Below are 22,239 nucleotides of genomic sequence, written 5' to 3'. Positions count from 1 at the left end.
ATAGTCTTTGTATTAAGTGACGTTTGGCTGCAGGGGGATTAGCCGCTTGATGCCAATCGCACGATGGCTTCCCGGCTACCCGCTTGTTGGCGAAGAATGAATTTCTGGATTTTTCCAGTCGCCGTTTTTGGAAGCTCCATGAATATCACGCGGCTTGGGCACTTATAGCGGGCTAAACGTGCTTTGCAGAACGCGATAAGTTCAGCCTCCGTAGGCTGCTGAGATTCGCTTTTCAGCTCGATGAATGCGCAGGGCACTTCGCCCCATTTGTCATCCGGCTGTGCCACCACGGCTGCATGAAGTACTGACGTATGACCATGGAGGATGTCCTCAATTTCTACGGAGGATATGTTTTCGCCACCGGAGATGATCACGTCCTTGCAGCGGTCGGTGATCTGCATGTAGCCGTTGGGATGAACCACTGCTACATCGCCGGTATGGAACCAACCGCCTTCGAATGCCTTCTGCGTCGCTGCCTCGTTTTTCAGGTAGCCCATCATCACGGTATTGCCACGCAGCAGCAGTTCACCTGTGGTCTGGCCATCATGGGGTACGGGCGCTAATGTTTCCGAGTCGGCAACCATCAAACCTTCGAACGCCGCAGCACGCGAACCTTGTCGAACACGCATTCCGGCTTTTTCTGGTGCGCTGAGTTCATCCCAGCCGTCCTGCCAAACGCAGCTGATAGGCGTACCTGCCACTTCAGTGATGCCGTACACGTGATCAACCTGGAAACCCATCGACACCACTGCGTCCAGCACTGTCGCAGGTGGTGGAGAGCCAGCTGTCAGTACGCGAACCGAGTGCGAGAGCACTGGTGGTTTCGGCGCATTGGCAATCATGGCCATCACGGTTGGGGCTGCACAAAAATGGTCAGCCTTGTGCCTGGAGATGGCATCGAAGACGTTTTCTGCAGATACCTTACGCAAGCAAATATGTGTCCCTGCTGCCGCCGCAATTGCCCAGGTGAAGCACCATCCGTTAGCGTGAAACATTGGCAGCGTCCATAGGTACCGAGGTGCCTGTGGAAGCGACCAATTGGTCATTTGCAGCAGGGTCATCAGGTAAGTGCCTCGGTGACTGACCACCACACCTTTTGGGTCTCCCGTAGTGCCCGAGGTGTAGTTGAGGGCAATAGGCAGCCACTCAGTGGTGGGCCATACCCCCTTGAACTGCGGGTCACCTTCGGCGAGTAGTGCTTCATAGTCTGGGGCATCTGCATCGACACATACCGTGGCCAGGTGATCGCGAATTATGATGAGTGCCGGACGGAGTTCGAGCTGCTCCAGTGCAGCAGACGCAACGGCCATGTATTCGCAATCGACCAGCAGCAATTTGCATTCACTGTGACGCAAAATAAATGCAATGCCATCGGCATCCAGGCGATGGTTAATTGTATTGAGGGTGGCACCGGATAACGGAATCCCGAAATGCGCTTCGACCATCGCTGGCGTGTTGGGTGAGAGGATGGACACGGTATCGCCAAGCTGGATGCCTCGGCCTATCAGCGATGATGCAAGTCGGTAACAACGCGCGCGTGTTTGTGCCCAGGTGCGTTGCAATTCTCCGTGGATAATGGCCACCCGGTCAGGATGTACCAGTGCGGCTCGGTCCAGGAATCCAAGTGGGGTGAGCGGGACATGGTTGGCCGGGCTTTGATCGAGTCCACTTGCGTATGCGCCACTAATCATGGGCAGGTCTCCTTATTATTATGATGAAAAACTGCGAAAGCACTGACTGGCTCCCGCGCCGTTACCAGCGTGTTCTCAATAGCCACGGGATCGGCGTAACCAAGGCTCATGCCACACACCAGCATCTGCTCGGCCGGGATGTTCAGAACGTCTGAGATGACATTGTGGTATTTGAGAAATGCGGCCTGCGGACACGTGTGCAAGCCTCGGCCACGTGCAGCCAGCATGACGCTTTGCAGGAACATGCCGTAATCCAGGAGGCTGCCTTGCTCAAGCACTTTGTCCAACGTAAACAGCAGGCCAACCGGGGCATCGAAGAATCGGTAGTTACGCCCGTGCTGTTGGTGCATGCGTTGCTTTTCACCTTTGGCAATCCCCAGCAGTCCATAGAGATCCCAACCCACCTTACGCCTGCGATCAACATAGGGCGTGACCCACTCGCGTGGGTAGTATTCGTAAGGATCTTGCAGGTCGCTACTGAGCTGCGGATCGTTGTCGATAGCGGCGATTGCCATCGACAGCCGATCTTTGGCGTCACCGGTTACGACGTGAACGCGCCATGGCTGCATGTTCACACCCGAGGCACTGAAGCGAGCGATGTCTAGAATCGCTTCAATTTCCTCATGGGGCACGGCTGTCGGGAGAAAGGCTCTGACGCTGCGGCGTGAGGCGATTGCCCAGTCGACCGTGCGCTTAAGCTCTTGCGCTGACAGTGGCGTTAGTGACAAGCGATTCAAGGTACATATCCTTTAACGTGTTCAAGCCAGGTGGTCAGGAACATGAAGACGGCTAGCAGTCTGTCAGCGTGATAAGGCTGGCGCTTTGCTGACCTGGGTGGAGTCCGCATGTGCCTGGTTTACGAACGTGACCGCCAAGGCGCCTATGAGGCCTGCGAGGGCGATCACCATGAAGTTTTGTTCAAGTGGCAAGGCCAATGAAACGAGCCAGCCGATTAGTACCGGCGCGATAATTGCGCCAATTCGGCCAACTCCAGACGCGAAGCCCACGCCTGTCGAACGGATTGGAGTGGGATAGAAATCCCCTGCGTAGGCGTAGGCAATCAGTTGAGTACCGAGTGTTGAGGCGCCAACAATGAATACGACCACGAACAACAGTTCGGTTGAACGTGTAAAACCCATTACGGTGAGCGCCACTGCTCCCACGAGGTAGAATGTAATCAGCACATACTTGATGTTGAATTTATCGCTTAGCCATCCGCCTCCAATCGCACCGACAATCGCTCCCACGTTGAACACGATGACGAAGTTCAGAGCCGAGCCAAGACTATGACCTGACATTGCCATCAATTTGGTCAACCAGGAATTGAGCGCGTAGACCATGAACAGACCCGTCATGAATGCAGCCCAGATCATGACCGTGCTGAACCCGCGACCCTCGCTGAATAGCCCTTTGATCGGACTGTCGAGCGAAGCTTTTGTCTCGGCAGGATTGCCCGCGAGTACAGCGTCACTACTCAGCGGATAAGCGGGATTGATTCTTTTGACGATGGAGCGCAGTTCCGTTTGGCGGCCTTGTTTGAGCAAGTACGCCATGGACTCTGGCAGGGTCTTCAGAATCAGCGGGATTAACAGGACGGGTAGGCCTGCGACGTAAAAGACGGACTGCCAACCATGACTTTCGATCAGTTGTTTGCCCGTGAGCGCGACCAGAATGCCGCCCACGGAGTAACCCGCAAACACTAAGGTCACCAGCCGGGTACGAAGTTTCGCTGGTGAGAACTCGCCCATCTGTGCAGTGACGATCGGAAGGACGCCACCGATCCCCAGCCCGGCGATGAAGCGGGCGATGCTGAAGCTGATCGGGTCGCTGGTAAGCCCCGCAGCCGCTGTGAACAGGCTGAACAACGCTACGCAGATGGCGATCATTTTAGGACGGCCGATACGGTCGGCTAAGGTGCCCAGAAAGATAGCGCCCAGCATTGTCCCGAGCAGGGCCGACCCGGCCATGACACCAGCGCTTGTAGCGTCAATTCCCATGTCCTGCATGATGGCGGGCAGTGCAGCGCCGACTACGGCGAGGTCATAACCATCGATGATCAGAATCAGCACGCACCAGAAAAGAATCAGTCGATGAAATCCGTTGAATTTTGATTCGCCCGCGAGCGTGTAGACGTTCACTGATTGCATATCGTGTCTCCTTCAATTTTATTTTTGTTGGTGAAGTGCACTTGTTTAGGTACATCAGGGTTGCTTCCCCCAAGCGGTTAGCCATTGGGGTACTCACTGACCACCGCAACCTCGATTCTGGAATTGTTGACCTCTAGCGACTGGCGTTCGTAGGGAAGCCATTTGCGGTCATTCTAGGTAGGCGATTTGGCGCCGCCCATGCCTGGCCGCACCAACTTATGTGAGCTGTTTGGGCATGTCGCAAGAGCGCCGAGTGAACCAGCTGCGGTGTGAGGACAGGGGGGATAGCGAATGCCAGGGACGAGCTCCTGGCTAGCGGCTAATACGCGTGGGAGTAGAGCGAGTTTGCCACTTGGTGGACTTCACTCATCTAAATGATGGCGTCGATAGGCACCTGGATTGACGCCTGTCCATTTCTTGAACGCTCGATGAAAGGCGCTGGTTTCCTGGAAGCCGGTTTCTGCCGCGACTTCCGTAACCGTCATATCTCCACGCGAGAGCAGATCAATGGCTATGTCGCGACGCAGATCGTCCTTGAGATTCTGATAATGGGTGCCCTCTGACTGCAGCCGGCGCTGAAGTGTCGAGTTGGACATGCGCAGCACAAGTGCCAGGTCATCCCGTTCGGGCCATTTGTCTGGGCTCAGCCCTCGCAAGTGTCGTCTTATCTGTGCGCTGATACTGTCGTCGTTGCGATACTTCACCAAAAGACTGGCAGGGGATTCTTTTAGAAACGCGCTAAGGGTTGTGGTCGACTGCGCAATTTTCATGTCCAGGAATTTTTTGTCAAAGCTCACAGCGGTCGTTGACGCATCGTATTGAATATCCTCACAAAAACGCATTCGGTAGTCGCTTTCGTCGTCGGGCTTTGGAGCACTGAAACTGAGCGTCTGCAATGGAATTCGCTGGTTTACAAGCCAGCATGACAGGCCATGTACCAAGATAAACCAGGTGCCGTAAGCAAACAGTCGTCGCAATATCCCCTGATCCTGCAGGACGATAAACGCTTGGTCTTTCTTGACGTGTAGCTCGCCATGAATGTCATCGAGTACCAACCGCAAGAACGAGAGCATCCGAGGTAAAGCCTGTCCCAAGGTTGAGCAATCGAGTAGCGCGTGACACATCAGTTTGAAGCTGCCTCGACGCATTGGATGACTATCAATGCCAAAAAACTCGTCATCCAGCAGGTCTGCCAGCTCCACCCACAGACGAGCAAAAGAAACAGCTGAAACTCTAGCTCTTGGGGCATCAAGCAATTGAGGGTCAATGTCCGCATTTGCTAGTGCAAGGGCCAGATCCATGCCTCGTTGCTTAGCGCTATGAAGAGCTTCATGCACCAGTGAGATTGACGTTGTTCCTTTGTCCAGGATGTTCGCCATAAGTTCTCCGTGGATGTGTGACCGTTACTCACTGTATTGCTTGCGCAGTTATCTCGCCAGCGAGACGATTTTTTGGCCCAAACGCTCATGCAAGCTGATGGCTTTGACCATTGCTCGTCACGTACCAGAAGGCGTCAACTACTCGCTGGTGACTTTAAAATCAGAGGCAATGGGGTCGATGTAAGCCGTCTGCAGGTCCCGCTCCGGGATCTCCCAAATGATTTGCTTGGGCGGCGTTTCTTTGAAGGCCGGGTTGTTGAGGTAGCTGTTTGCCGCGCCAGAGAACGCTCCGCCGTCTTTGGCGAAGTTACCCACGGGGGCGCCCAGTGCCTGCTGCAGAAACCCTGCGAAGTTGGAGTTGCGCGAGAACGAAGTGCCGATGAGCGCGGTGTTGGGGAGGTCGGCATCGCCAAAGAGGTCTGCTTCAGAATCAGGGCTGTCGGCTGACGTAACGGGACGTTCGTGGGTGTTGGTTTGGGCGACCATTTCGGGTGCGGGTTGCCAGTTGAGCGGCAGCCAGTCGATGCCCGCCAGATGGACCAGATCGCCAGGTCGTACCGCGAGCGGGGCATGACTTTCGTTGAACGACCTGCGTGGCGTTGCGCTGATGCCCAGGGTCTTCAGGCGCTGGGTGATGGCATCGGCCGCCGCCTTCGCACCGGATTCGCTCCAGTGCGTATCGGTGCGCAACCAGGCACTGGCCCCCAGTGGTGTCAGCGCACCGGTGAGGTCCAGATTCGATACGCCAGCCCCGTCTAATTTCGAGGCCCAGGTCTGGATGCGCCCTTCGAGAACGGCTGGACGGTGCAGTGCGCAACGCTGCCCGGAAGCGATGCGGCTCTTGTCTGGAACGATGACCACCAGCAGGCTGATGTCACGTTGGGAGAGCTGCTGCTTCAGATCAATCACTGCCTGGACTTTGGCATCGGCATTGCGCTGCGCTTGATCATTGACCTTGAGCTCATCGGCCAAAAACAACCAGTCAGGACAACCCGAGCGAACCCTCGGCCCGGTGTCACCGAGGAGCAGCCAACTGGCACCGCGCTCCAGCTCGGCGAAGGTCGTGGGGAGTTGAGCGTTCGACAGTTCCTTGGCGATCCGATGCGTGATATCGCCGTCAAGAATCTGCGGGGGCAGCACTTTATCGGGTAGCGAGATTTGCCCTGAGACAATCAGACGGCCAGAGGACAGCAGTCCGACGAACAGGAATATCAGCAGCGCCACGCCTGCCAACCGACTGCTGCGTGTCGCCAGATCATCTGGCGGAGTGGGGGGCGGGGTGTGCTTTAGGTTCGTCATCAGAATTGGAAGTACAGGAAGGGTACGGTTTCGCGACTGGCGATCAGTGCGAACGACAGCATTAAACCGGCGATGGGCCAAAGGGCGGCGGTGTAAAACGCAATGCCGCCCAGTTGTTTCTCACAGTAAGGGCGCAGCAGCGGTGCGACGATTCCGAACACACCCAGCAAGCCCGCAAGGCCGTGTACCGGGCGCAGGGTCGCGGACAGTTCGTCACCGAGGGCGATGCCCTGCAGGCCGAACTGCCCGGCATACAGGCGTAGCGCGCTGTGAAAGTCGGGGGCGCGGAACAGTGTCCAGGCCAGGCAGACGAATAGCAGTGTCAGCCCATGGGAAAGCACCGGCGATATCGGGGGCAGTGTAGAGCGGGTCCAGGCGCGATTCACACACAACGCAATGCCATGGGCGCTGCCCCACAGCAGATAATTCCAGCTATCGCCACCGTGCCAGAGGCCGGCGATGGCCATGATCAGGAACAGGTTGCGATAGGTTTTCCAGGTGCCGTTGCGATTGCCACCCAGCGAAATATACAGATAGTCACGTAACCAGCTGGACAGCGACAGGTGCCAACGACGCCAGAAGTCCTGGATGCTGTTGGCCAGATACGGACGGTCGAAGTTCTCGGGAAAGTGAAAACCCAGCATCAGCCCCAGCCCAATCGCCATGGCACTGTAGCCGGCGAAGTCGAAGAACAGTTGCAGGGAATAGGCAAGGCAGCCAACCCAGGCGTCGGAGAAGCTGGGGTTTGGCAAACTGAACGCCACATCGACCACCGGCGACAGGGTGTCGGCCACCAGCACCTTCATGCTCATCCCGACCATGAACCGGCGTGCGCCCAGCGAGAAATTCTGCAGGTTGAAGTGACGCTGATTCAGCTCACGCCGAACCCAGTCATAGCGAATGATAGGGCCGGCGACCGAATGGCCGAACATCGAGATATAGGTGGCGTAATTGATGAAGCTGCGTTCAACCGGCACGGTGCGGCGGTGTACATCCACCAGATAGGAAATCGCCTGCAATACGATAAACGATAGCCCCGCCGGCATGATGACCCGCTGCCAGTCCAGCGGCATGGCGCCATACCAGGTGACGGCATCGATCAACGTGCCGGCGACGATGTTGGCGTACTTGTACCAGCACAGCACCGCCGTGTTGAGCACGATCAGCATCACCAGTAGCCGCACGCGGCCCTTGCCTTTTTCCCGCAAGGCGTCAATCAGCAAGCCGCCGGCCCACGCCGTGATCGTCAGCATCATATGCACTGCGAGGAACCGGGGGCTCAACCAGCCATAGAACAGCCAGCTGCCGATCAGTAGCGTGACGTTGCGCCAGGCGGCTGGGCACACTGCATAAGTGCACAAGAACAGCGGCAGGAACAACGTCAGAAACTCGAGAGAGGCAAAAACCATGGTGGTGGCGCGATCCGATCAGTGGGCCAGGACGTCAGTCGCGAGCAACAGGTGCGGACCCTTTGCGCCAGGTAGCAGCACAACGCTGTAGCGCTCGCCGGCCTTGAGCTGGCCCAAGTCAAGCGGGGCACCGACGTTGGTTTGGGCGCAGACCAATTGAACCGACAGGCTGACCGGGTTGATCGCTCGGCGTTGCACGCTGCCGTCGGCCACCTCCTTGAACAGGTCGGCGTTCTTCCCCGCAACGCGCAAACCGGCCTGGGCGCACGCCGGGTCGGCGCTGATAAACGCCAGCGAGGCTCTCAGGCTATTGAAGTCGTCGGGTTGCTCACGGATGACGACCTGGCGAATACCTTGAGCGCTGTCTGGCAAAGCGATCACGCTGGCGAATTCGCCTGCTGCCACCTGGATGTCCAGCGGCTGGCTTTTGCCGTTGCGTTCCAGGGTGCCCTTGATCGGTTGGTTGGCGGGGACGGGCAGGTAGTCGGACACGGCATTCGAGCCTTCCAGTTTGAGGCTGGCCCGCGAGCCTTCGGCCAGCAGCTGCAAGGGGCGGTCGGCGGCGTTGATAAAGCGCAGGAAGGCCGAGTCCTGATCCGGGCCCGTCGGGTACAGGGCAATGTCGGCGGCCTGGGCGTGCAAGCTCAGCATCAAGGGCGCGAACAGCGCCCAGCCACATGCGAATCGGGTCATTTGCCGGCTCCTGTGCTGCTGACGGTGTTGGCGGGCAGTTTGGCCAACGCACCGCCAATCGCAGCGCCCCATGCTTGATAACCGGCGACGGTGAAGTGCTGCCCATCGGTGGTGATCCACTGCCCGGGTTTGGAAAGCGTCAGCGAATCGATGTAGGTGCAAGGCGCCACGTTCGCGGCCAAAAACTGCGACATCAACTGGGTGCGGGCATCATTCTTCTGGTACATGCCACCGGCCTTGCCCCAGGCCGGGCCCACCCAGGCGCAACGGGTCCCGGTGGCCGCGATGGCCTTGGCCAGTCCGGTGACGCTTTGCCATGCCCAGGCCTTCGGAAACACTGGCTTGTCATAGGACGCCATGGTGTCGCCGATGACCAGTACCACCAGGTCGGGTTTGTCGGCGGCGATCAGGTCCTGGATCGGTGTGGTGGTTGCCTCGCGCCCTTTGATCACGATTTTGTCGTTGCCTTTGCGCTCGGCGCCGCAGTCGACCTTTTTGCTGATCAGCCAGTCGCTGGCGCTGGCACCGCAGGCACCGATGGAATGAACCAGGGCGCCTTGGCGAGTCAGGTTGTCGTGCAGCGGCTCCAGCAAATGGTCCGCGAGGCTCATGTGGCTCTCCCCAAGAACAAGGAGGGACAGGCCGGCAAGGGCAGAAGTGGGCATCGAAAGCTCCAGAATGATCAGTTGGAATAAGGCGAGGTATACGGGCTGACCGGCAGGCTCATGGGGCCGCTGATGTCTTCGAACTGGTAGCGCAAAGACAGGGCACCGCTGACCTGTTGGTAGTCATGAGCGTTGTCCAGGCCCAGATTGGCGCCCAGCAGGAAGTTCGAAGCGACCTTGTATTCAGCCGCCGCGGCGACGCTGTAGCCGATCCCGGTTTTGTTTTGCCCTTCGTAGCGCAGGCCCGAGGCCGCTTGCAGGGCTTTGTCGTTGGGGAAATAGTCAGCGCTGTCCTGCTCGAAATGCTGCACGCCGACCGAGCCCTTGACTTGATACGTCAAGCGTCCGGTGCGTTGTGCCCAAGTCACTGGCACGCCCAGGGCGAAGAACGTCTGCGGGCTGAAATAGCCGCCGTGGCCGTAGGTGAAATAGTCCTGATTGTTGGCGTAGCTGATGCCGGTCATGCTCAGGCCGACGGTCAGCTTGCTGTCCGTCGCATTTTGCAGGTACCAGTAGACACCGCTGCCCAGCTCACTGCGGTTGTTGGACTCGACATGGTTGCCCAACAGCTGGTGCCAGGAGGCGTAGCCATAGACGCCGACTTCATTGTCGTCAAAGCTCAACTGGCCACGCCCGCCGTTGGCGGTCACGCCGCCCCAGGACTGCCCGCTGCGTTTGTCCGTGGTGCCGGCAAACGAGGTGACGCTGTCAGTCACTGGACGCCGGGAAACGCTCACGCCGTAACGGACATTAGAAGAGTCGCTCACCGGGCGATCAATGCTGATGCCGCCAGTGGCGGTGGTGTATTTGAAGCCGAGCGGGGTGGTACCCAGATCAGCTTTGAACCCATCCGCAGGCCGTTGAATAGCGACGGAAAGGCCGACACCCTCGGCTTTTTGCGAGCCGACGCCGTCGCTCTGCGCACCGCTACCAAAGCGCGACAGTGCATCGCCGCTGACACTGCCGGCGTTCAGCGAGACGGGCGTCACGCGCAGGGCGACGCGGCTTTCATCCAGCGGGATATTGATTTCCAGCGGTGTTTCAACATCGGTCAGTTTGCTCAACCCCGACTCACTGTTGTTGCTGCGAATGCTCACGCCCTGAGTGACGTAGGCACTGCGCTCCTGAAGGATTTTATTCAGCGCCAGTTGCGCGGGGCTGATGTCCTCGCTCACCAGTGCTGCGCGCGGCAGCTGCGACTCGAATCGATTGCTTGCCTGCTGTGGCCTTGGCGGGGCGTCGATGCCAAAAGGGGTGTGAGACCTCACGCTGCCCGGCATCTCCTGAACCGGTGGCGGGATCGCTGCCAGCAAGGTGTCGCGACTGACCTCGCTACGTGGACCCGAAATCCCGGCAAAAGGGTTGGGCGCCACCGACGAGCCGGCCAGTTGGCCTCCCTGGCTCCTGCGTTTCTCGCTCTGTTCAATGGCCACCGCTTTGCGCAGCAGATCGGTCGCCGTGCCGGTCTGGCCCATGTTCTGGTAGCGGCGGGCGGCCTCTGTCAGTGTTTGAGGGTTGCCGGATTCAGTCTTGAGCAGCTGTTGCAGTGCCTGTTCGGCAAAGGCCGTGTCCTGTGCCAACACCGCCGCGTCGGCGGCACCCAACAGCAGTTGTGGGTCGTTTGGCTGACGTTGTAACAGTGGTTTGTAGAGTTCGAGGGCTTTTGCCGTGTCGCCGTTGGCCGAGTACATCCGCGCCAATGCCGCGACGGCCGCGCTGTCACCGGGACGTTGTGCCAGTGCGGGCGCTAGCGTGTCATAAGCGCTGGCCAGATTGCCTCGTTCACGCAACTGGTCAGCCTGGCGGATGCGATAGCGATAGAGCAGGTCGTCGAAACGCTTGCGAGCCGGCGCGTTCAAGGGCCTGTTCTGAAGGTCGCGCAGAATCTCGTTGACCTGTGCGTCTTCTCCGGTTTTAAGCAGGACCGCGGCGTATTGCAGGATGAAGTCCGCCGAGGGCGCCGTGGTGTTTTGCAACTGGCCGCGCATGAGGGCCAGCGCACGGGTTGGCTCGCCAATGTCGACATACGCCGAGGCCAGGCTCGCCGTGCGATCTGGACTGTTGTTGGCCGTCGGCTGAATACGATCGAGCAAGGTCAGGGCTTCCTGGCGCTGTCCGCGTTTGCCCAACTCGATCGCCTGGTGCAGTTGCAGGTTGAGGCTGACATCAGCGGCCAGCGCGTCCATGTCCGGGGTGCGCTGGTCGGGGCGCAAGCGTCCCAACGTTGTCTGGGCAGCTTTCCACTCACCCATCTGCACCGACAGCAAGGCGCTGACGTATAGCGCATCGGCATTGTCGGGGCGGGCCTGGAGCATGGCGTTGATCAGGTCCTGAGCCTTTTGCGGTTCGCCCATCGCCAGGTTCAGGCGGGCCAGGGCGAAACGTGTCCAGATGTTGTCCGGCTCAACGCGCAGCGCGTCTTGCAGGGCGTTGCGTGCAGCGGGCAGGTCGTTGCGTTGTTCGGCGAGGGCGGCCAGTTGCGTCGCGCGCAAGGCTTGCAGGCGTGCGGACTGGCCGATCTTTGCCTGTCCGGTGGCGGGCAGGCTGTTGATCAGTTGCAGGGCTTCATCGTTCTTGCCGCTCTTGAGCAGCACATTGACCAGCCCTTCCTGTGCTTGAGGGTCGTCGCGGCGCTGGTTCAAAATCTGCCGATAGTTGCGCAGAGCGTCATCGAACTGGCCCGCGCTGGCCTGAATATCCGCCAGGGCGAGGCGAGCATCTACCCCGTTTGGATTGAGCCGCAGCGCCTGGTTGACCAAGACCTGCGCCTGAGCTGTCTGGCCTTTGGCTTGGGCGTCTCGGGCCTGCTGCAATGCTGACCAGTAGCGCACTTCGTTCAGCGCGACTTGCCAGCGGCTGCCGTCGTTTTGTCGTGTGGCCTGACTCAAGAGCTTTTCCGCTTCGGCCAGTCGGTGTTGCTGCTGGCGAATAACCCCAAGGCCACCCAGTGCGTCAGCATCATCGGGCCGGGTCTTCAAGCGCGCTTGAAAAGCCTGTTCGGCGGTGGCCTGATCGCCTTCTTTGAGCGCCTTCAGGCCGCGCGCGACTTCGGCGGGCGGTTGCCATTCCTTGCTGGCCGTCGTTGCCACCTGTTGCTTGCCCTTGTTCATCTGCGCCCGGATTTCCACGTCATCCGGATGCGTCTTGAGGTACGCCTCGAACAACGGCACTTGTGCCGGATTGGGCGGACCGATCCAGGTCAGCGCCAGGCGCCAGCTTTCGTCGGCATCACCGGCAATGTCGGCACGCTGGGTCAGCGCGGCCAGGGCGCGGATGCCCTCGGCACGGCTGTCTTCACGGCGCACCAGATGCTTGGCGTAAAACAGCGCGACGATCGAGTCGTTGGGCATCTCGCGTTGCAGGCGCTGAAATCCGCTGCGTGCTTCAGCCCAGTCAGCCTGATTGAAGGCAAGGTTGTTGTAATACTCGCGGCCGATCGTACCTTGAGGTGGACGGCCATCGAACAGCGAGCGAAACACTGCAGTTGCCTTGTCACGCTCACCGGCATCGACGAGGCGCCGAGCCTCTTCCAGACGCTGCTGGTTCTGCGGTTGGGCCACGCTGATGTCCTGCGTCAATTGCAGTGCCTGCCGAGGCGCTGGCTGGATGGCCTGCAAGCGGGCGAGGTATTGCTGCGCCTGTTGTGGCTTGCCCTGTTGCACGCCAATCAAGCCCAGGCCATACAGTGCGTCAACCTGGGCCGGGTCCAACAGCAGGACTTTGAGCCAGACTTCCGCAGCGCGTTGAGGGTTGTTGTGCAACTGCCAGTACTGCCCTTGCTCGACGAGTAATGCCTGTGGTGTCGGACTTTGAGCGTGTGCAGCGGCCGTCCATGCGCTCATGACGGCGATGGCTAGCGTGCGGTGGTGCGCGTGCATGCGGTCTCCCAGGAGAGTTTCAGCGTTCCGTCTTCCCGGAATCGGTAATGTTTATCTGCCCATCCGAGGGCGAACAGGCTGAGCATGAAGTTGTAGTAACGCGGCGGACCGGCGTCGGCATCAGGCCTGGCCAGTGCCTCGTGCAAGGCGAGCTCCACGCGGCGTCGTTGCTGATCGGCCAACCCGGGTTGGCCCTTGGTCTCAAGGTAGGGAATCAGTGCAGCCCAGAATCCGAACGGGCTCTGACCCTGAACAGTGCCATGGAGAACCTGGACTGTTTCCGGGGGGGAACCCGTTGCGACAGTGCTGCGGGCCATGCCGTCCAGCCGTTTGAGCAGGAGCGCTGCCGGCGGTCCAGAGGTATCACTCATGCCCAGCCAGAGGTACACGCGAATGGCATCGTAGCTGCCCGTGTCGCCGTGGATCGGGTCGCTTGTGAAGGCACCCGATTGCGCTGACGTGCCTTGATAACCGACCCAGTCAGCGACGAAACCGTGGCGGCTGGATTGGGCAATCATCGTCGCGGTGTTGTGGGCAATCGCTTGCCAGGGTCCCGATGGGACTTCCTTGGCCAACCGCCGTAACAGTGGCAGTGGCAGGTAGCTGGGATTCAGGCGCCAGAGAGCGTCCGGCTGGACGAAGCCCTGTGGTCCAGGCATCACCATCGGGCCCAGCCCGGGCAGCTTGACGACCAATTGCGCTTCAATTGTCGCCATCAGGTGCAGGGCGTCCTGGTGATAGTCCGGCCGATGCCACAGGCGTGCGGCTTCGAGCAAGGCGTAGGCGATCCACAGGTCGGCGTCGGCGGCCGAATTGGCGTCTTGCAGGCGCCACTGACCGTCCGTGCCTTGCCCCCATAACCAGCCCGGCAGGCGTGTGGCGGTGGCGGAGCCTGCGAGGTTGGCTGAGGTCCAGCGCCAGAGTTTGTCAAAGCGTGGCTGATCGTTGCCGATCAGTGCGAAGAGCATGCCGTAGGACTGCCCTTCAGAGGTGCTGTGATTGTTTTCCTGGCTCGACTCCAGAACCCGGCCGTCGGCCTGGACGAAGCGCGTTGCATAGGTTTGCCACAGTGGCCAGGCTGGCGACTCACAGGATTTCCCGGCCGCTATCGCAGGCGTCAGCAGGGCAAGCGCAAGCACGGCGCCCAACCTGCGCGTGTTACCGCGCAGGCACTGGCGAAGTGAAACACCTCGGCGGCTCATGGACGACACAGGCATGCGCGGCTCATTGACCAAGACGACGTTTGGCCCGTAAGCGCAGGGCCAGGTAGGCCATTGAAGCAAGCAGCAGAATCCCGAGGAGCGTGAACAGCATGAGCGCCATTACGTTTTGCGAGAGGTACCACTGCAGATAGCGCAATGGGCCCAGGCTCCCGACGTAGTAATCCTGCTCGGCGACCAGCGACTCGACATGCTTGCCCCTGACCACCACCAGACTGCCTTGCAACTCGCGGGCGTTTTCTTCGCTGCTGAGCAGGGCGTTGGTTACGTCGGCCAAGCCGTTGGGCCTTGCGCTGGCGATAAACACCACACTGCGGCCACTCTTGAGCGGCGATTCGAATCCGGTCAAATAAGCACTGCCGTCGTCAGCGGTAAACCTGAAGCTGCTGCGCGCTTCACGCAGATTGGTTTTCGTATCCGGGCTGATCCAGTTGCGTACACGCAAGGGCAGGTCAGACAGTTCAAAGTACTGCGCAGCCTCTTCGCCCTTGGCCGGCAGCAGGCTTTGCCATTGCGCAAGCAGCGGCTGATTGTTGCCCGAGGCGAGTACCAGCAAATCCCGGTCGCTTTGCTCGGCCACCTGGTCGGCGTGGACCACCTTCACGCCGGTGGCCGGATAACCGGTGGAGTCGCCGAAGCGGCCCAGCAGGGTCAGATAGGCGCTCAGATCGGCCGGACCTGGCTCGTTGGGCAGGATTACCGAGGTTTCAGAGAGGTCGGCCATGCGAGTGAACGGGAAGCCACTGTCCTTGAACACCCCGAGGTTGGGCATGGCCATGAAATGTTCGTATTGGCTGAGGTCCAGGGTCGAGTCCGGGTCGATCACACCGCGCATGTTGTCGATGATGATGTCGCGGCATTCGCCCTGTTTGATGTAGTCATACATGAAGCGAAATTGCAGGCGTGATTGCAGCGCTACGGAATTGAGCGGCAACAGCATGCGCGACGTACGGGCCAGGCTGTCATCGGTTTTGAGCATCGCCAGCAGGCTGTCGCTGTTGCCGAGTTTCTCGATAGAAGGCAGATCGATCGACTTGATGAAGGTGTCGTTGAAGTTGACCAGCAACGAGGAATTGGTGGAGACCGGTTGCGGCGTATAGCGGTATTTCAAGTCAAGTTGCGCACCGGGCTCACGCCAGTTGAACAGGTCGGGTGGCAAGCGCAGCGCAACCGTCATTTGCCCCGGGTTATAACCCGACACATTGAGTTCTGCGGGCTTCGCCAGTTCACCCAGGCGAACCGGGCGATCGGAGGGCAGCCAGTTAGGCGCGTCATACGGTCGGCGTGGCTTGAGCGAGTCGATCCGGTCGATCACTACGCTCTGCCCGGAAAAGGCCGAGCCACCGAGGGCAAGCGCAGTCGCGGCGACCTTGAGATCGGCGCCATCGCGCCCGGAGACGATCAACAGTTTGCCCTGAGCATCATTCGGGTTGCTCACGAGTGTCAATGTCGGCCCCGTGGCCTCTTTGATCGGTAAGCCACTCATGGTCGTTGATTCGCTGCCGCTGACAAACACCACGGCGTTGCCTTTGGCCGGCAGGCTGGTGAGGCTGGCGGGGAAGGTTGCGCCGCGGTAGCTGGCCAGGGCGCCGAACCAGGACGACAGGATACCGGCGGCCTCAAGCTCAGGGCCGCCGGGGCGCGTGGCGAACACGAAGGGCAGCTTCAGGGGCGAGGCGTCTCGACGATCGAACAAGGGCAGCGGCAGGGCGGACAGGTCGTTGGGCTGTTTAATCGAGGACACCTGGAGGCTCAGCTGGCTCTCGTTGCCGATCCGGGCCCACAAGCTGGAGTGCAAAGGGTCTTCACATTGCATCGTGTAGTGACCGATGAACTGCAGGCTGAGCCGGTTGAATTCGGTGATGGTCTGCGGCGGAATCTGCACGGTCCGGGTCTGCAATTTACCGGCTTCTTCCTTCGGCAGGGGCAGGCTGGCGGCCACTTGATCGTTGACCAGCACATTGATCTGCGAAAGGTCAGCCAGCAGCGCCGGTGAGTAGCTGTACTGCAGCGTGACCTGCGCCGCCGTGACGACTTCATCGGCGCGCACATCGAAGTTCACACTGTCGGTGGCCTCCACGCCTTTAAGGGTCATCGAATAGCTTTTGCCCAGCTCCTTGAGGGTGCGGGTATAGCTGTTGCCCGGGGCATCGGTCCCGGGCAACGCTGTGACCGGCACCATCGCCGGCTCTGTGGCGTTGATTTGGGCGGCAGCACTCAATGCCCAGCCGCTCCAGCCCACTAGCGAGCAGGTGATCAGGATGAGTGAGCGACGAGGAAGAAAGGTCCGGCGAGTGGAAGGCTTCAAGATCGTTGCGTGTCCGCGGTGGAGTCGATAGGTGATGGAGTGTCCGGGCGTTTGCGCAGCAGCGCCTGGCTGTCCTTTAGGGTTGCAACGAACAAGCGCAGGATGGCGCGAAAGCCAATGCTGCTGACCTCGCGCAACGCCGACATTGGCGCGTCGAGGCGGCCGTTACCCCACGTGTTGGCCCAGGTATCGGCCCGTGAAAAGGTCAGTCGCACCAGCTCGCTTTGCTGGCGCAGGGTCAAAGCCTCGAATTGCACGCCCGCCACGTTGTCGTTGCTGAAGACCGTTTTTGCGGGAAAGAGGCTTGAGGGCGGTGTGCGCAGAATGCAGAGCCATAGCTTCTCGTTGACGCTGAGCAGAACCTGCGGTGGCAGTACCAGACCCACGCCGTTTTGTGAGAAGTCCCGGGTTACGCAATCGAACCAGGTGCCGTCTTCGCGATAGACGCGCACGGGCAGATCCGCGGGCACTCTGGGTTCGTTGCGCACCTGAGAGGACTCAGTGGCCACCGCCACAGCGGTGCTGACGATGACGATGTTGTACACGGTCCAGGCCAGGTTGATCAGCAGGGTAGTGGCCTCGGCCGAATCACTCCCGATCAGTTTCACCACGCCGATCGCCAGACCGATCATGTTCAAGGTCAGCAAGACGATATAAGGCCGCGCGAGCTTCCAGTTGAAATAGTCCTTTTCGAGGGTGCCGCCCTTGTCGGTTACGTTGAATTTGCCCAGCGAAGGGCTGATCAGGGCCAACAGCACCGGTCGCATGATGTACCAGGCCAATACCGACTCATACACTTCGTTCCAGAAGGAATGGCGGAAGCGCCCCTGGATGCTGGAGTTGGTCAGGCTGGAATGGAAAATATGCGGCAGTACATAGACCGTGACCATCAATGCCGAGGCATGGAAAATCTGCGCGTCGAAAAGCAGGTAGGCCAAGGGGGCGGTCAAGAACACCAGGCGGGGCAGGCTGTAGAAAAAGTGCATCATGGCGTTGAGGTAGCAGATGCGCTGCCCCAGGTTCAGTCCTTTGCCAAACAACGGATTGTCGGTCCGAAAAATCTGCGCCATGCCCCGCGCCCAGCGTATGCGTTGGCTGATGTGTCGGGAAAGGCTTTCGGTGGCCAGTCCCGCCGCTTGTGGAACGGCGAGGTAAGCGGTATTGAAACCACGGCGATTGAGCTTGAGTGCCGTGTGCGCATCCTCGGTCACGGTTTCGGTGGCGATGCCGCCGACTTCCAGCAAATGAGTCCGGCGGATGACCGCGCACGAGCCACAGAAGAAGGCCGCGTTCCACAGGTCGTTGCCGTCCTGCACCAGGCCGTAGAACAGCTCGCCTTCATTGGGCACCGAGCGAAAGGTATCGAGGTTTTTTTCGAACGGATCGGGTGAATAGAAAAAGTGCGGCGTTTGCAGCAACGCCAGGTTCGGGTCCTTTAAAAACCAGCCCATGGTGATCTGCAGGAAGGAGCGGGTGGGCACGTGGTCGGCGTCGAATATGGCAATGAACTCGCCATCGGTGACTTTGAGTGCCTCATTGAGGTTGCCGGCCTTGGCATGTTGATTGTTGTCGCGGGTGATGTAGTTGACACCAATCTGCTCACAGAAAACCTTGAATTCCTCCCGGCGTCCGTCATCGAGCATGTGCACCCGCAGTTTGCCCTCGGGCCAGTCAATGGCTTGAGCGGCGAGCACCACCAGTTTGACGATGCCCAATGCTTCGTTATAGGTGGGAATGAAGACGTCTACCGTCGGCCATTCTGCGGGCGGTTGTTGCAGAAACTGCGGTTTTCGGTGCAACGGCCAGGCGGTCTGTACATAGCCGAAGACCAGGACGAGCAAGGCATACAGTTCGGCCAGCACCAGCCCGTAGCCAAATACGGCATCCTGCCAGTTGTCGAAGTTCAGGGTGTCGGTCAGGCGCCAGTACATGTAACGCAACGAAGCGATCAGCGAGAGGGTGATCAGTGTCAGGATCGCCAGGCGCCCGGCTTGTTTGCGGATGACCAGGCTGGCGGCAAAACAGACGGCGGCAAACGTGGCCTGGGAATACAGATTCAGCGGTGCAGTGAGGATACCCAGCACCAACAATGCCGCGATCAGCCCGGCTGAGATCTTCAGGCCTTGGCGCCAACGCACGGGCCATCGACTGACGCGATCCTGGAAAGTATCCAGTAGCCCCTGCAACCACCACGTCTTTGCAGGTAGCTGATTCAGCTGGGCGGTCATGGCGTGCCCTGCTGGCTGGTAGCATCCGCGAAAAGCAGGGCACGGACCGCGCCGGACAGCGACAGAATGTCCTGACAGCCAATGCTCTCAGGTGCGTACTGGAAGAGGTCCCGACCATAAGCCAGCGACTCGTTGAACTGGTGATCGAGACGAATCGTCCCGATCAGGTCAGCGCCGAGCCGTCGCACAAACAGCACGCCCATGTCCCTGCTGAACGAGCGCGAGTCATCCCGTTGGTTGAGCACATACCGGTGCCGCTGCGCGCGTCGTCGGGTGGTTTCCAGCCACTGGGTCATGGTGTCCAGTGCCAGGTAGGAAGCCGCGTCGGCGACCGTCATCACCAGCACCAGATCGGCGGCGTCGAGTGCCTGTTGCGAATAGACGGTCGCACCCGAAGGCGTGTCCAGGATCACGGTATCGTTTTCGCTGAGATTCATTGACGCAAGGTGCTGATTCAACCAGTCAGAATCTTCAAGCATCAACTGCCTGAGCAAGCGGCGATCGTTCATCTCGCCAGTGCCGAAGGGCAGGCACTCACTGTCGCGAAAGCCCGGCAGGCGATGAGCGTCCCAGTCTGCGCCTTGCTCTTTGAGCTGGATCAGCCCGGGAACCTGCCGGGTGATACCCAAGTGGCTGGACAGCGCGTTCTGAGGGTCCAGATCAATCGCGATGGTGCGCCCGCCAGGGCGCCGAAGTGTTTTTGCCAGGCCAGCGGCGACGGTGCTTTTACCCACCCCACCGTTCGCCGAAACGATAGCAATGACCTTCGCCTTGGTCCGCTTGCGAGTCGTTTCTGGCAGACCGTCTCGACGAACCTGATTGAGTTCACGCAACAGGTCGCTCAATCGCTGACGGTCACCCGTAGCAGAACTCGCAGGTGGCTCGGTCAGGGGAGGGGATTTGGGCGCGCCAAGCAATAAAGAAGGCTGTGCCTCGTCCAGTAAAAACACAGGGAGTGTTGATGTTGGGGGAGACAAGGCCTCCGACGATTCTGGCTCAGCCAGTACAGGTGTAACCGGGTCGTCTTTGAAATCTTTATAGTTTGGTTGTATTTCCTGGTAACTCTGCGCATTGGCGCCAAAACGTGTAAAGAGTTTTGTAATGTCGTCAACATATTTCATGCGTTGTACCAGGAATGAAATAACTCAGAAACTCAGCATTCCATTAACTTAACAAAGTTGATGTGTCGTCTTGGCGTTGGCAGAGTGCCATTAATCTAGGGTGCCGGCGTCTGGGTGTCAATGATTGTTATAAAAAGTCAGCGAGACCTGTTAGTGTTAATTTGAGTGTTATTAAGATGTTATGTTATTCGTGGAAAGTGTGGAGTGTTAGAGTGCGTCTAATAATGACGGTTCGGTGGCTGTGTGATGTGGTGATGGGTAATGGGTGTATTTATCGGAATAAATAATTTCCGAGGCGATGGGTGTGAGTGTTCATCGCCTTTGATGATTTATATTGGCTTATGTATTAAGTAAGTTGACTGAAGTGTTTGAAGGAATAGTGACGGTTCAAAAAGTATTTATTTCGGATAAGGCGACGGCAGTCGCGGATGTCAGACGGCGTAAAGTTGCAAAGAAACTTTCCGTCGGGCTACAGCTGAAAATCAGCACGCCTTATCAAGTGACCCATGTGTTACTGGATCAAGTGCACGCAGCGCGAGAGCTTAAGCTGCGCTTCGAGGCGTAAACGGCCTTGTTGGAGGTGCTGGTGGAGGCACACCCCACGCTCCAATTTTTCGTTCAAGGAAATGGTGACTTTACATTTGAAGTGGAGGGCCAGCGTCGCACCTACGCAAAATGGAACCCCGACGGCCATACCTCAACTGCATGCGTTGAGATGCATCCACCCAGGCCTGCATTGCTCAGCTCAAAACGTCTGTCCCAAGGAAAACTGAAACACCTGTGTATCAGCATTTTCTGGTGTGCGCACCGGGAATGCCACGTTAGCGCTCAATGGCCCCAACGGGCTATACCAAGTAACCCCAACCCCTACCGAACTGGCCATCTGGTCGAGGTCGACCCCGTCGCAACCCTGGGTGGTGCTAAGGTGGCATTTGTTGGAGTAGACGCTGCCAACGTCCCAGAACACCGAAGTGCGCACGGATTTGTTGTCTTTGATGAAGGGCATCGGAAACAGGTATTCAATGCCGCCGGTGATGAGGATGTTGCCGCCCAGCGATTCGGTGTCCCGGTCCGAATAATACGCCTGCCCGGCGCTGGCATAGGTGCCAGTGGCCGGAGTGTTGCGCGGGCCGAGGGTGCCGCTTTCGAAGCCGCGCACCGAACCTTCGCCTCCGGCGGTGTAGTTTTCATAGAACGGCAGGCCATCTGTCGAGCCGTAGCTGTTGCCGTAACCGAGCTTGGTATGGAACCGCAGCGAGGTGGCGTCGGTAACCGAGAGGAAGGCTTGCCCGGTGTAGTCAAGCTTGTAGAAATTCAGGTCGCTGCCGGGCACTGTCATCATCAGGTTCAGGTTTTGCGAATGGCCGCGGGTGGCCAGTACGCTGCGGTTCAGGGTCGACTCCGACCAACCGAGGTTAGCCTTGAGGTTGTTGAATTCTTTGCCCTCACGTTCGATGAAGTCATAGATCTCATCGGCGCTGTAGGTGCCTGGTTCGATGCTGTCATGTTGCACTGTCGCGCCGAAGCTCAGCCGTGAGGTTTCATTGATCGGGTAGCCGACGGTTGTTCCGGCGCCATAGCTATTGATGGAATAGTACGAATAATCGTCATCGTAATATTCGTTGTAGTCAGTGGCGTTGTAGAACAGGTTGTAGCCTAGGCTCACGCCGTCCGGCGTGAAGTAGGGGTCGGTGAAGCCGATGTTGTACTTGCTTTGGTAAGACGAGCGAGTCAGGCCCAGGCTGGCATAGTTGCCGGTGCCGAGAAAGTTGTTCTGGGTGATCGAACCACCGAGGATCAGACCGGAGCTCTGGGCGAAACCGACGCTGGCGGTGATCGAACCGGACGCCTGCTCTTCAACGCTGTAGTTAACGTCTACCTGGTCATCCACACCCGCTACCGCTGGGGTTTCGACGTTGACTTCCTTGAAAAAGCCCAGGCGCTCCAGACGGGTCTTGGACTGGTCGATCAGGTAGGTCGAAGCCCAGCCACCTTCCATCTGACGCATCTCACGGCGCAGTACTTTGTCGTCGGTCTTGGTGTTGCCCCGGTAGTTGATGCGGTTCACGTAGGCACGCTTGCCCGGATCGACAGCGAACGTGATGTCGAGGGTGTGATCGTCATTGTGCGGGGTCGGCACTCCGTTGACGTTGGCGAAGGTGTACCCCTCGTTACCCAGGCGACGGGTGATCAGTTCGGAC

Annotated in this window: 15 protein-coding genes; 1 reads left to right on the top strand and 14 read right to left on the bottom strand. The window is 59.0% G+C overall.

The window, feature by feature from the left end; genetic code table 11:
• Nucleotides 1-38 precede the first annotated feature (38 nt).
• The 13 genes from PMI36_RS05655 to bcsQ form a co-directional block, all read right to left on the bottom strand.
• The gene (locus PMI36_RS05655) at nucleotides 39-1,691 is read right to left on the bottom strand and encodes an AMP-binding protein (protein ID WP_008074788.1); all 1,653 of its coding nucleotides are present in this window, start codon (nucleotides 1,689-1,691) and stop codon (nucleotides 39-41) included.
• Nucleotides 1,688-2,428, bottom strand: coding sequence for a nitroreductase (locus PMI36_RS05660; RefSeq protein ID WP_008074786.1), 741 nt, complete (start codon nucleotides 2,426-2,428; stop codon nucleotides 1,688-1,690). The genes PMI36_RS05655 and PMI36_RS05660 overlap by 4 nt, the downstream gene beginning before the upstream one ends.
• Nucleotides 2,429-2,491: 63 nt before the next feature.
• Nucleotides 2,492-3,838 (bottom strand): MFS transporter, encoded by a 1,347-nt coding sequence (locus PMI36_RS05665; RefSeq protein ID WP_008074784.1) that lies wholly within the window; start codon nucleotides 3,836-3,838, stop codon nucleotides 2,492-2,494.
• A gap of 362 nt (nucleotides 3,839-4,200) precedes the next feature.
• Complete coding sequence (locus tag PMI36_RS05670; protein ID WP_008074782.1) at nucleotides 4,201-5,217, bottom strand: AraC family transcriptional regulator; 1,017 nt, start codon at nucleotides 5,215-5,217, stop codon at nucleotides 4,201-4,203.
• Between the two features lie 138 nt (nucleotides 5,218-5,355).
• Nucleotides 5,356-6,516, bottom strand: coding sequence for an alginate O-acetyltransferase AlgX-related protein (locus PMI36_RS05675; protein WP_008074779.1), 1,161 nt, complete (start codon nucleotides 6,514-6,516; stop codon nucleotides 5,356-5,358).
• Complete coding sequence (locus PMI36_RS05680) at nucleotides 6,516-7,925, bottom strand: MBOAT family O-acyltransferase (RefSeq protein ID WP_008074777.1); 1,410 nt, start codon at nucleotides 7,923-7,925, stop codon at nucleotides 6,516-6,518. The genes PMI36_RS05675 and PMI36_RS05680 overlap by 1 nt, the downstream gene beginning before the upstream one ends.
• 18 nt (nucleotides 7,926-7,943) lie before the next feature.
• A complete protein-coding gene (locus tag PMI36_RS05685) occupies nucleotides 7,944-8,618 on the bottom strand; it encodes an alginate O-acetyltransferase AlgF (protein WP_008074776.1) in 675 nt (224 codons plus the stop codon).
• Nucleotides 8,615-9,283: an SGNH/GDSL hydrolase family protein gene (locus PMI36_RS05690; protein ID WP_008074774.1), complete on the bottom strand. Its 669-nt coding sequence runs from the start codon at nucleotides 9,281-9,283 to the stop codon at nucleotides 8,615-8,617. Before PMI36_RS05690 ends, PMI36_RS05685 begins: the two co-directional genes overlap by 4 nt.
• Nucleotides 9,284-9,300: 17 nt before the next feature.
• Nucleotides 9,301-13,161: a cellulose biosynthesis protein BcsC gene (locus tag PMI36_RS05695; protein WP_008074772.1), complete on the bottom strand. Its 3,861-nt coding sequence runs from the start codon at nucleotides 13,159-13,161 to the stop codon at nucleotides 9,301-9,303.
• Nucleotides 13,137-14,378, bottom strand: coding sequence for a cellulose synthase complex periplasmic endoglucanase BcsZ (gene bcsZ / locus PMI36_RS05700; protein ID WP_008074769.1), 1,242 nt, complete (start codon nucleotides 14,376-14,378; stop codon nucleotides 13,137-13,139). Before bcsZ ends, PMI36_RS05695 begins: the two co-directional genes overlap by 25 nt.
• Before the next feature lie 7 nt (nucleotides 14,379-14,385).
• Nucleotides 14,386-16,689 carry a cellulose biosynthesis cyclic di-GMP-binding regulatory protein BcsB gene (gene bcsB / locus PMI36_RS05705; protein ID WP_081499302.1) on the bottom strand — a complete coding sequence of 768 codons (2,304 nt, stop codon included), beginning with the start codon at nucleotides 16,687-16,689 and terminating at the stop codon, nucleotides 14,386-14,388.
• A complete protein-coding gene (gene bcsA / locus PMI36_RS05710) occupies nucleotides 16,686-18,917 on the bottom strand; it encodes a UDP-forming cellulose synthase catalytic subunit (protein ID WP_008074766.1) in 2,232 nt (743 codons plus the stop codon). The genes bcsB and bcsA overlap by 4 nt, the downstream gene beginning before the upstream one ends.
• A complete protein-coding gene (bcsQ, locus tag PMI36_RS05715) occupies nucleotides 18,914-20,038 on the bottom strand; it encodes a cellulose biosynthesis protein BcsQ (protein WP_008074765.1) in 1,125 nt (374 codons plus the stop codon). The genes bcsA and bcsQ overlap by 4 nt, the downstream gene beginning before the upstream one ends.
• 334 nt (nucleotides 20,039-20,372) lie before the next feature.
• Between bcsQ and PMI36_RS0129855 the strand changes: the two genes are divergently transcribed.
• Complete coding sequence (locus PMI36_RS0129855) at nucleotides 20,373-20,603, top strand: hypothetical protein (protein WP_157214977.1); 231 nt, start codon at nucleotides 20,373-20,375, stop codon at nucleotides 20,601-20,603.
• Nucleotides 20,604-20,783: 180 nt separating this feature from the next.
• On the opposite strand, the gene bamA is transcribed toward PMI36_RS0129855, so the two are convergent.
• Nucleotides 20,784-22,239: outer membrane protein assembly factor BamA (bamA, locus tag PMI36_RS05720; protein WP_008074764.1), on the bottom strand; the 1,456-nt coding region annotated here is incomplete at its 5' end.

It is taken from the genome of Pseudomonas sp. GM79 (assembly GCF_000282495.1).
GTDB lineage: Bacteria > Pseudomonadota > Gammaproteobacteria > Pseudomonadales > Pseudomonadaceae > Aquipseudomonas.
Note: the sequence above shows the minus strand (reverse complement) of the source record. Positions and strands in the feature narration are given on the sequence as shown.

Coding starts and splice junctions, on each gene's coding strand:
- PMI36_RS05690 (WP_008074774.1), bottom strand. CDS start 9,283: ATGCCCACTTCTGCCCTTGCCGGCCTGTCCCTCCTTGTTCTTGGGGAG.
- PMI36_RS05665 (WP_008074784.1), bottom strand. CDS start 3,838: ATGCAATCAGTGAACGTCTACACGCTCGCGGGCGAATCAAAATTCAAC.
- PMI36_RS05670 (WP_008074782.1), bottom strand. CDS start 5,217: ATGGCGAACATCCTGGACAAAGGAACAACGTCAATCTCACTGGTGCAT.
- bcsA (WP_008074766.1), bottom strand. CDS start 18,917: ATGACCGCCCAGCTGAATCAGCTACCTGCAAAGACGTGGTGGTTGCAG.
- bcsZ (WP_008074769.1), bottom strand. CDS start 14,378: ATGCCTGTGTCGTCCATGAGCCGCCGAGGTGTTTCACTTCGCCAGTGC.
- bcsQ (WP_008074765.1), bottom strand. CDS start 20,038: ATGAAATATGTTGACGACATTACAAAACTCTTTACACGTTTTGGCGCC.
- PMI36_RS05685 (WP_008074776.1), bottom strand. CDS start 8,618: ATGACCCGATTCGCATGTGGCTGGGCGCTGTTCGCGCCCTTGATGCTG.
- PMI36_RS05680 (WP_008074777.1), bottom strand. CDS start 7,925: ATGGTTTTTGCCTCTCTCGAGTTTCTGACGTTGTTCCTGCCGCTGTTC.
- PMI36_RS05675 (WP_008074779.1), bottom strand. CDS start 6,516: ATGACGAACCTAAAGCACACCCCGCCCCCCACTCCGCCAGATGATCTG.
- PMI36_RS05695 (WP_008074772.1), bottom strand. CDS start 13,161: ATGCACGCGCACCACCGCACGCTAGCCATCGCCGTCATGAGCGCATGG.
- PMI36_RS05655 (WP_008074788.1), bottom strand. CDS start 1,691: ATGATTAGTGGCGCATACGCAAGTGGACTCGATCAAAGCCCGGCCAAC.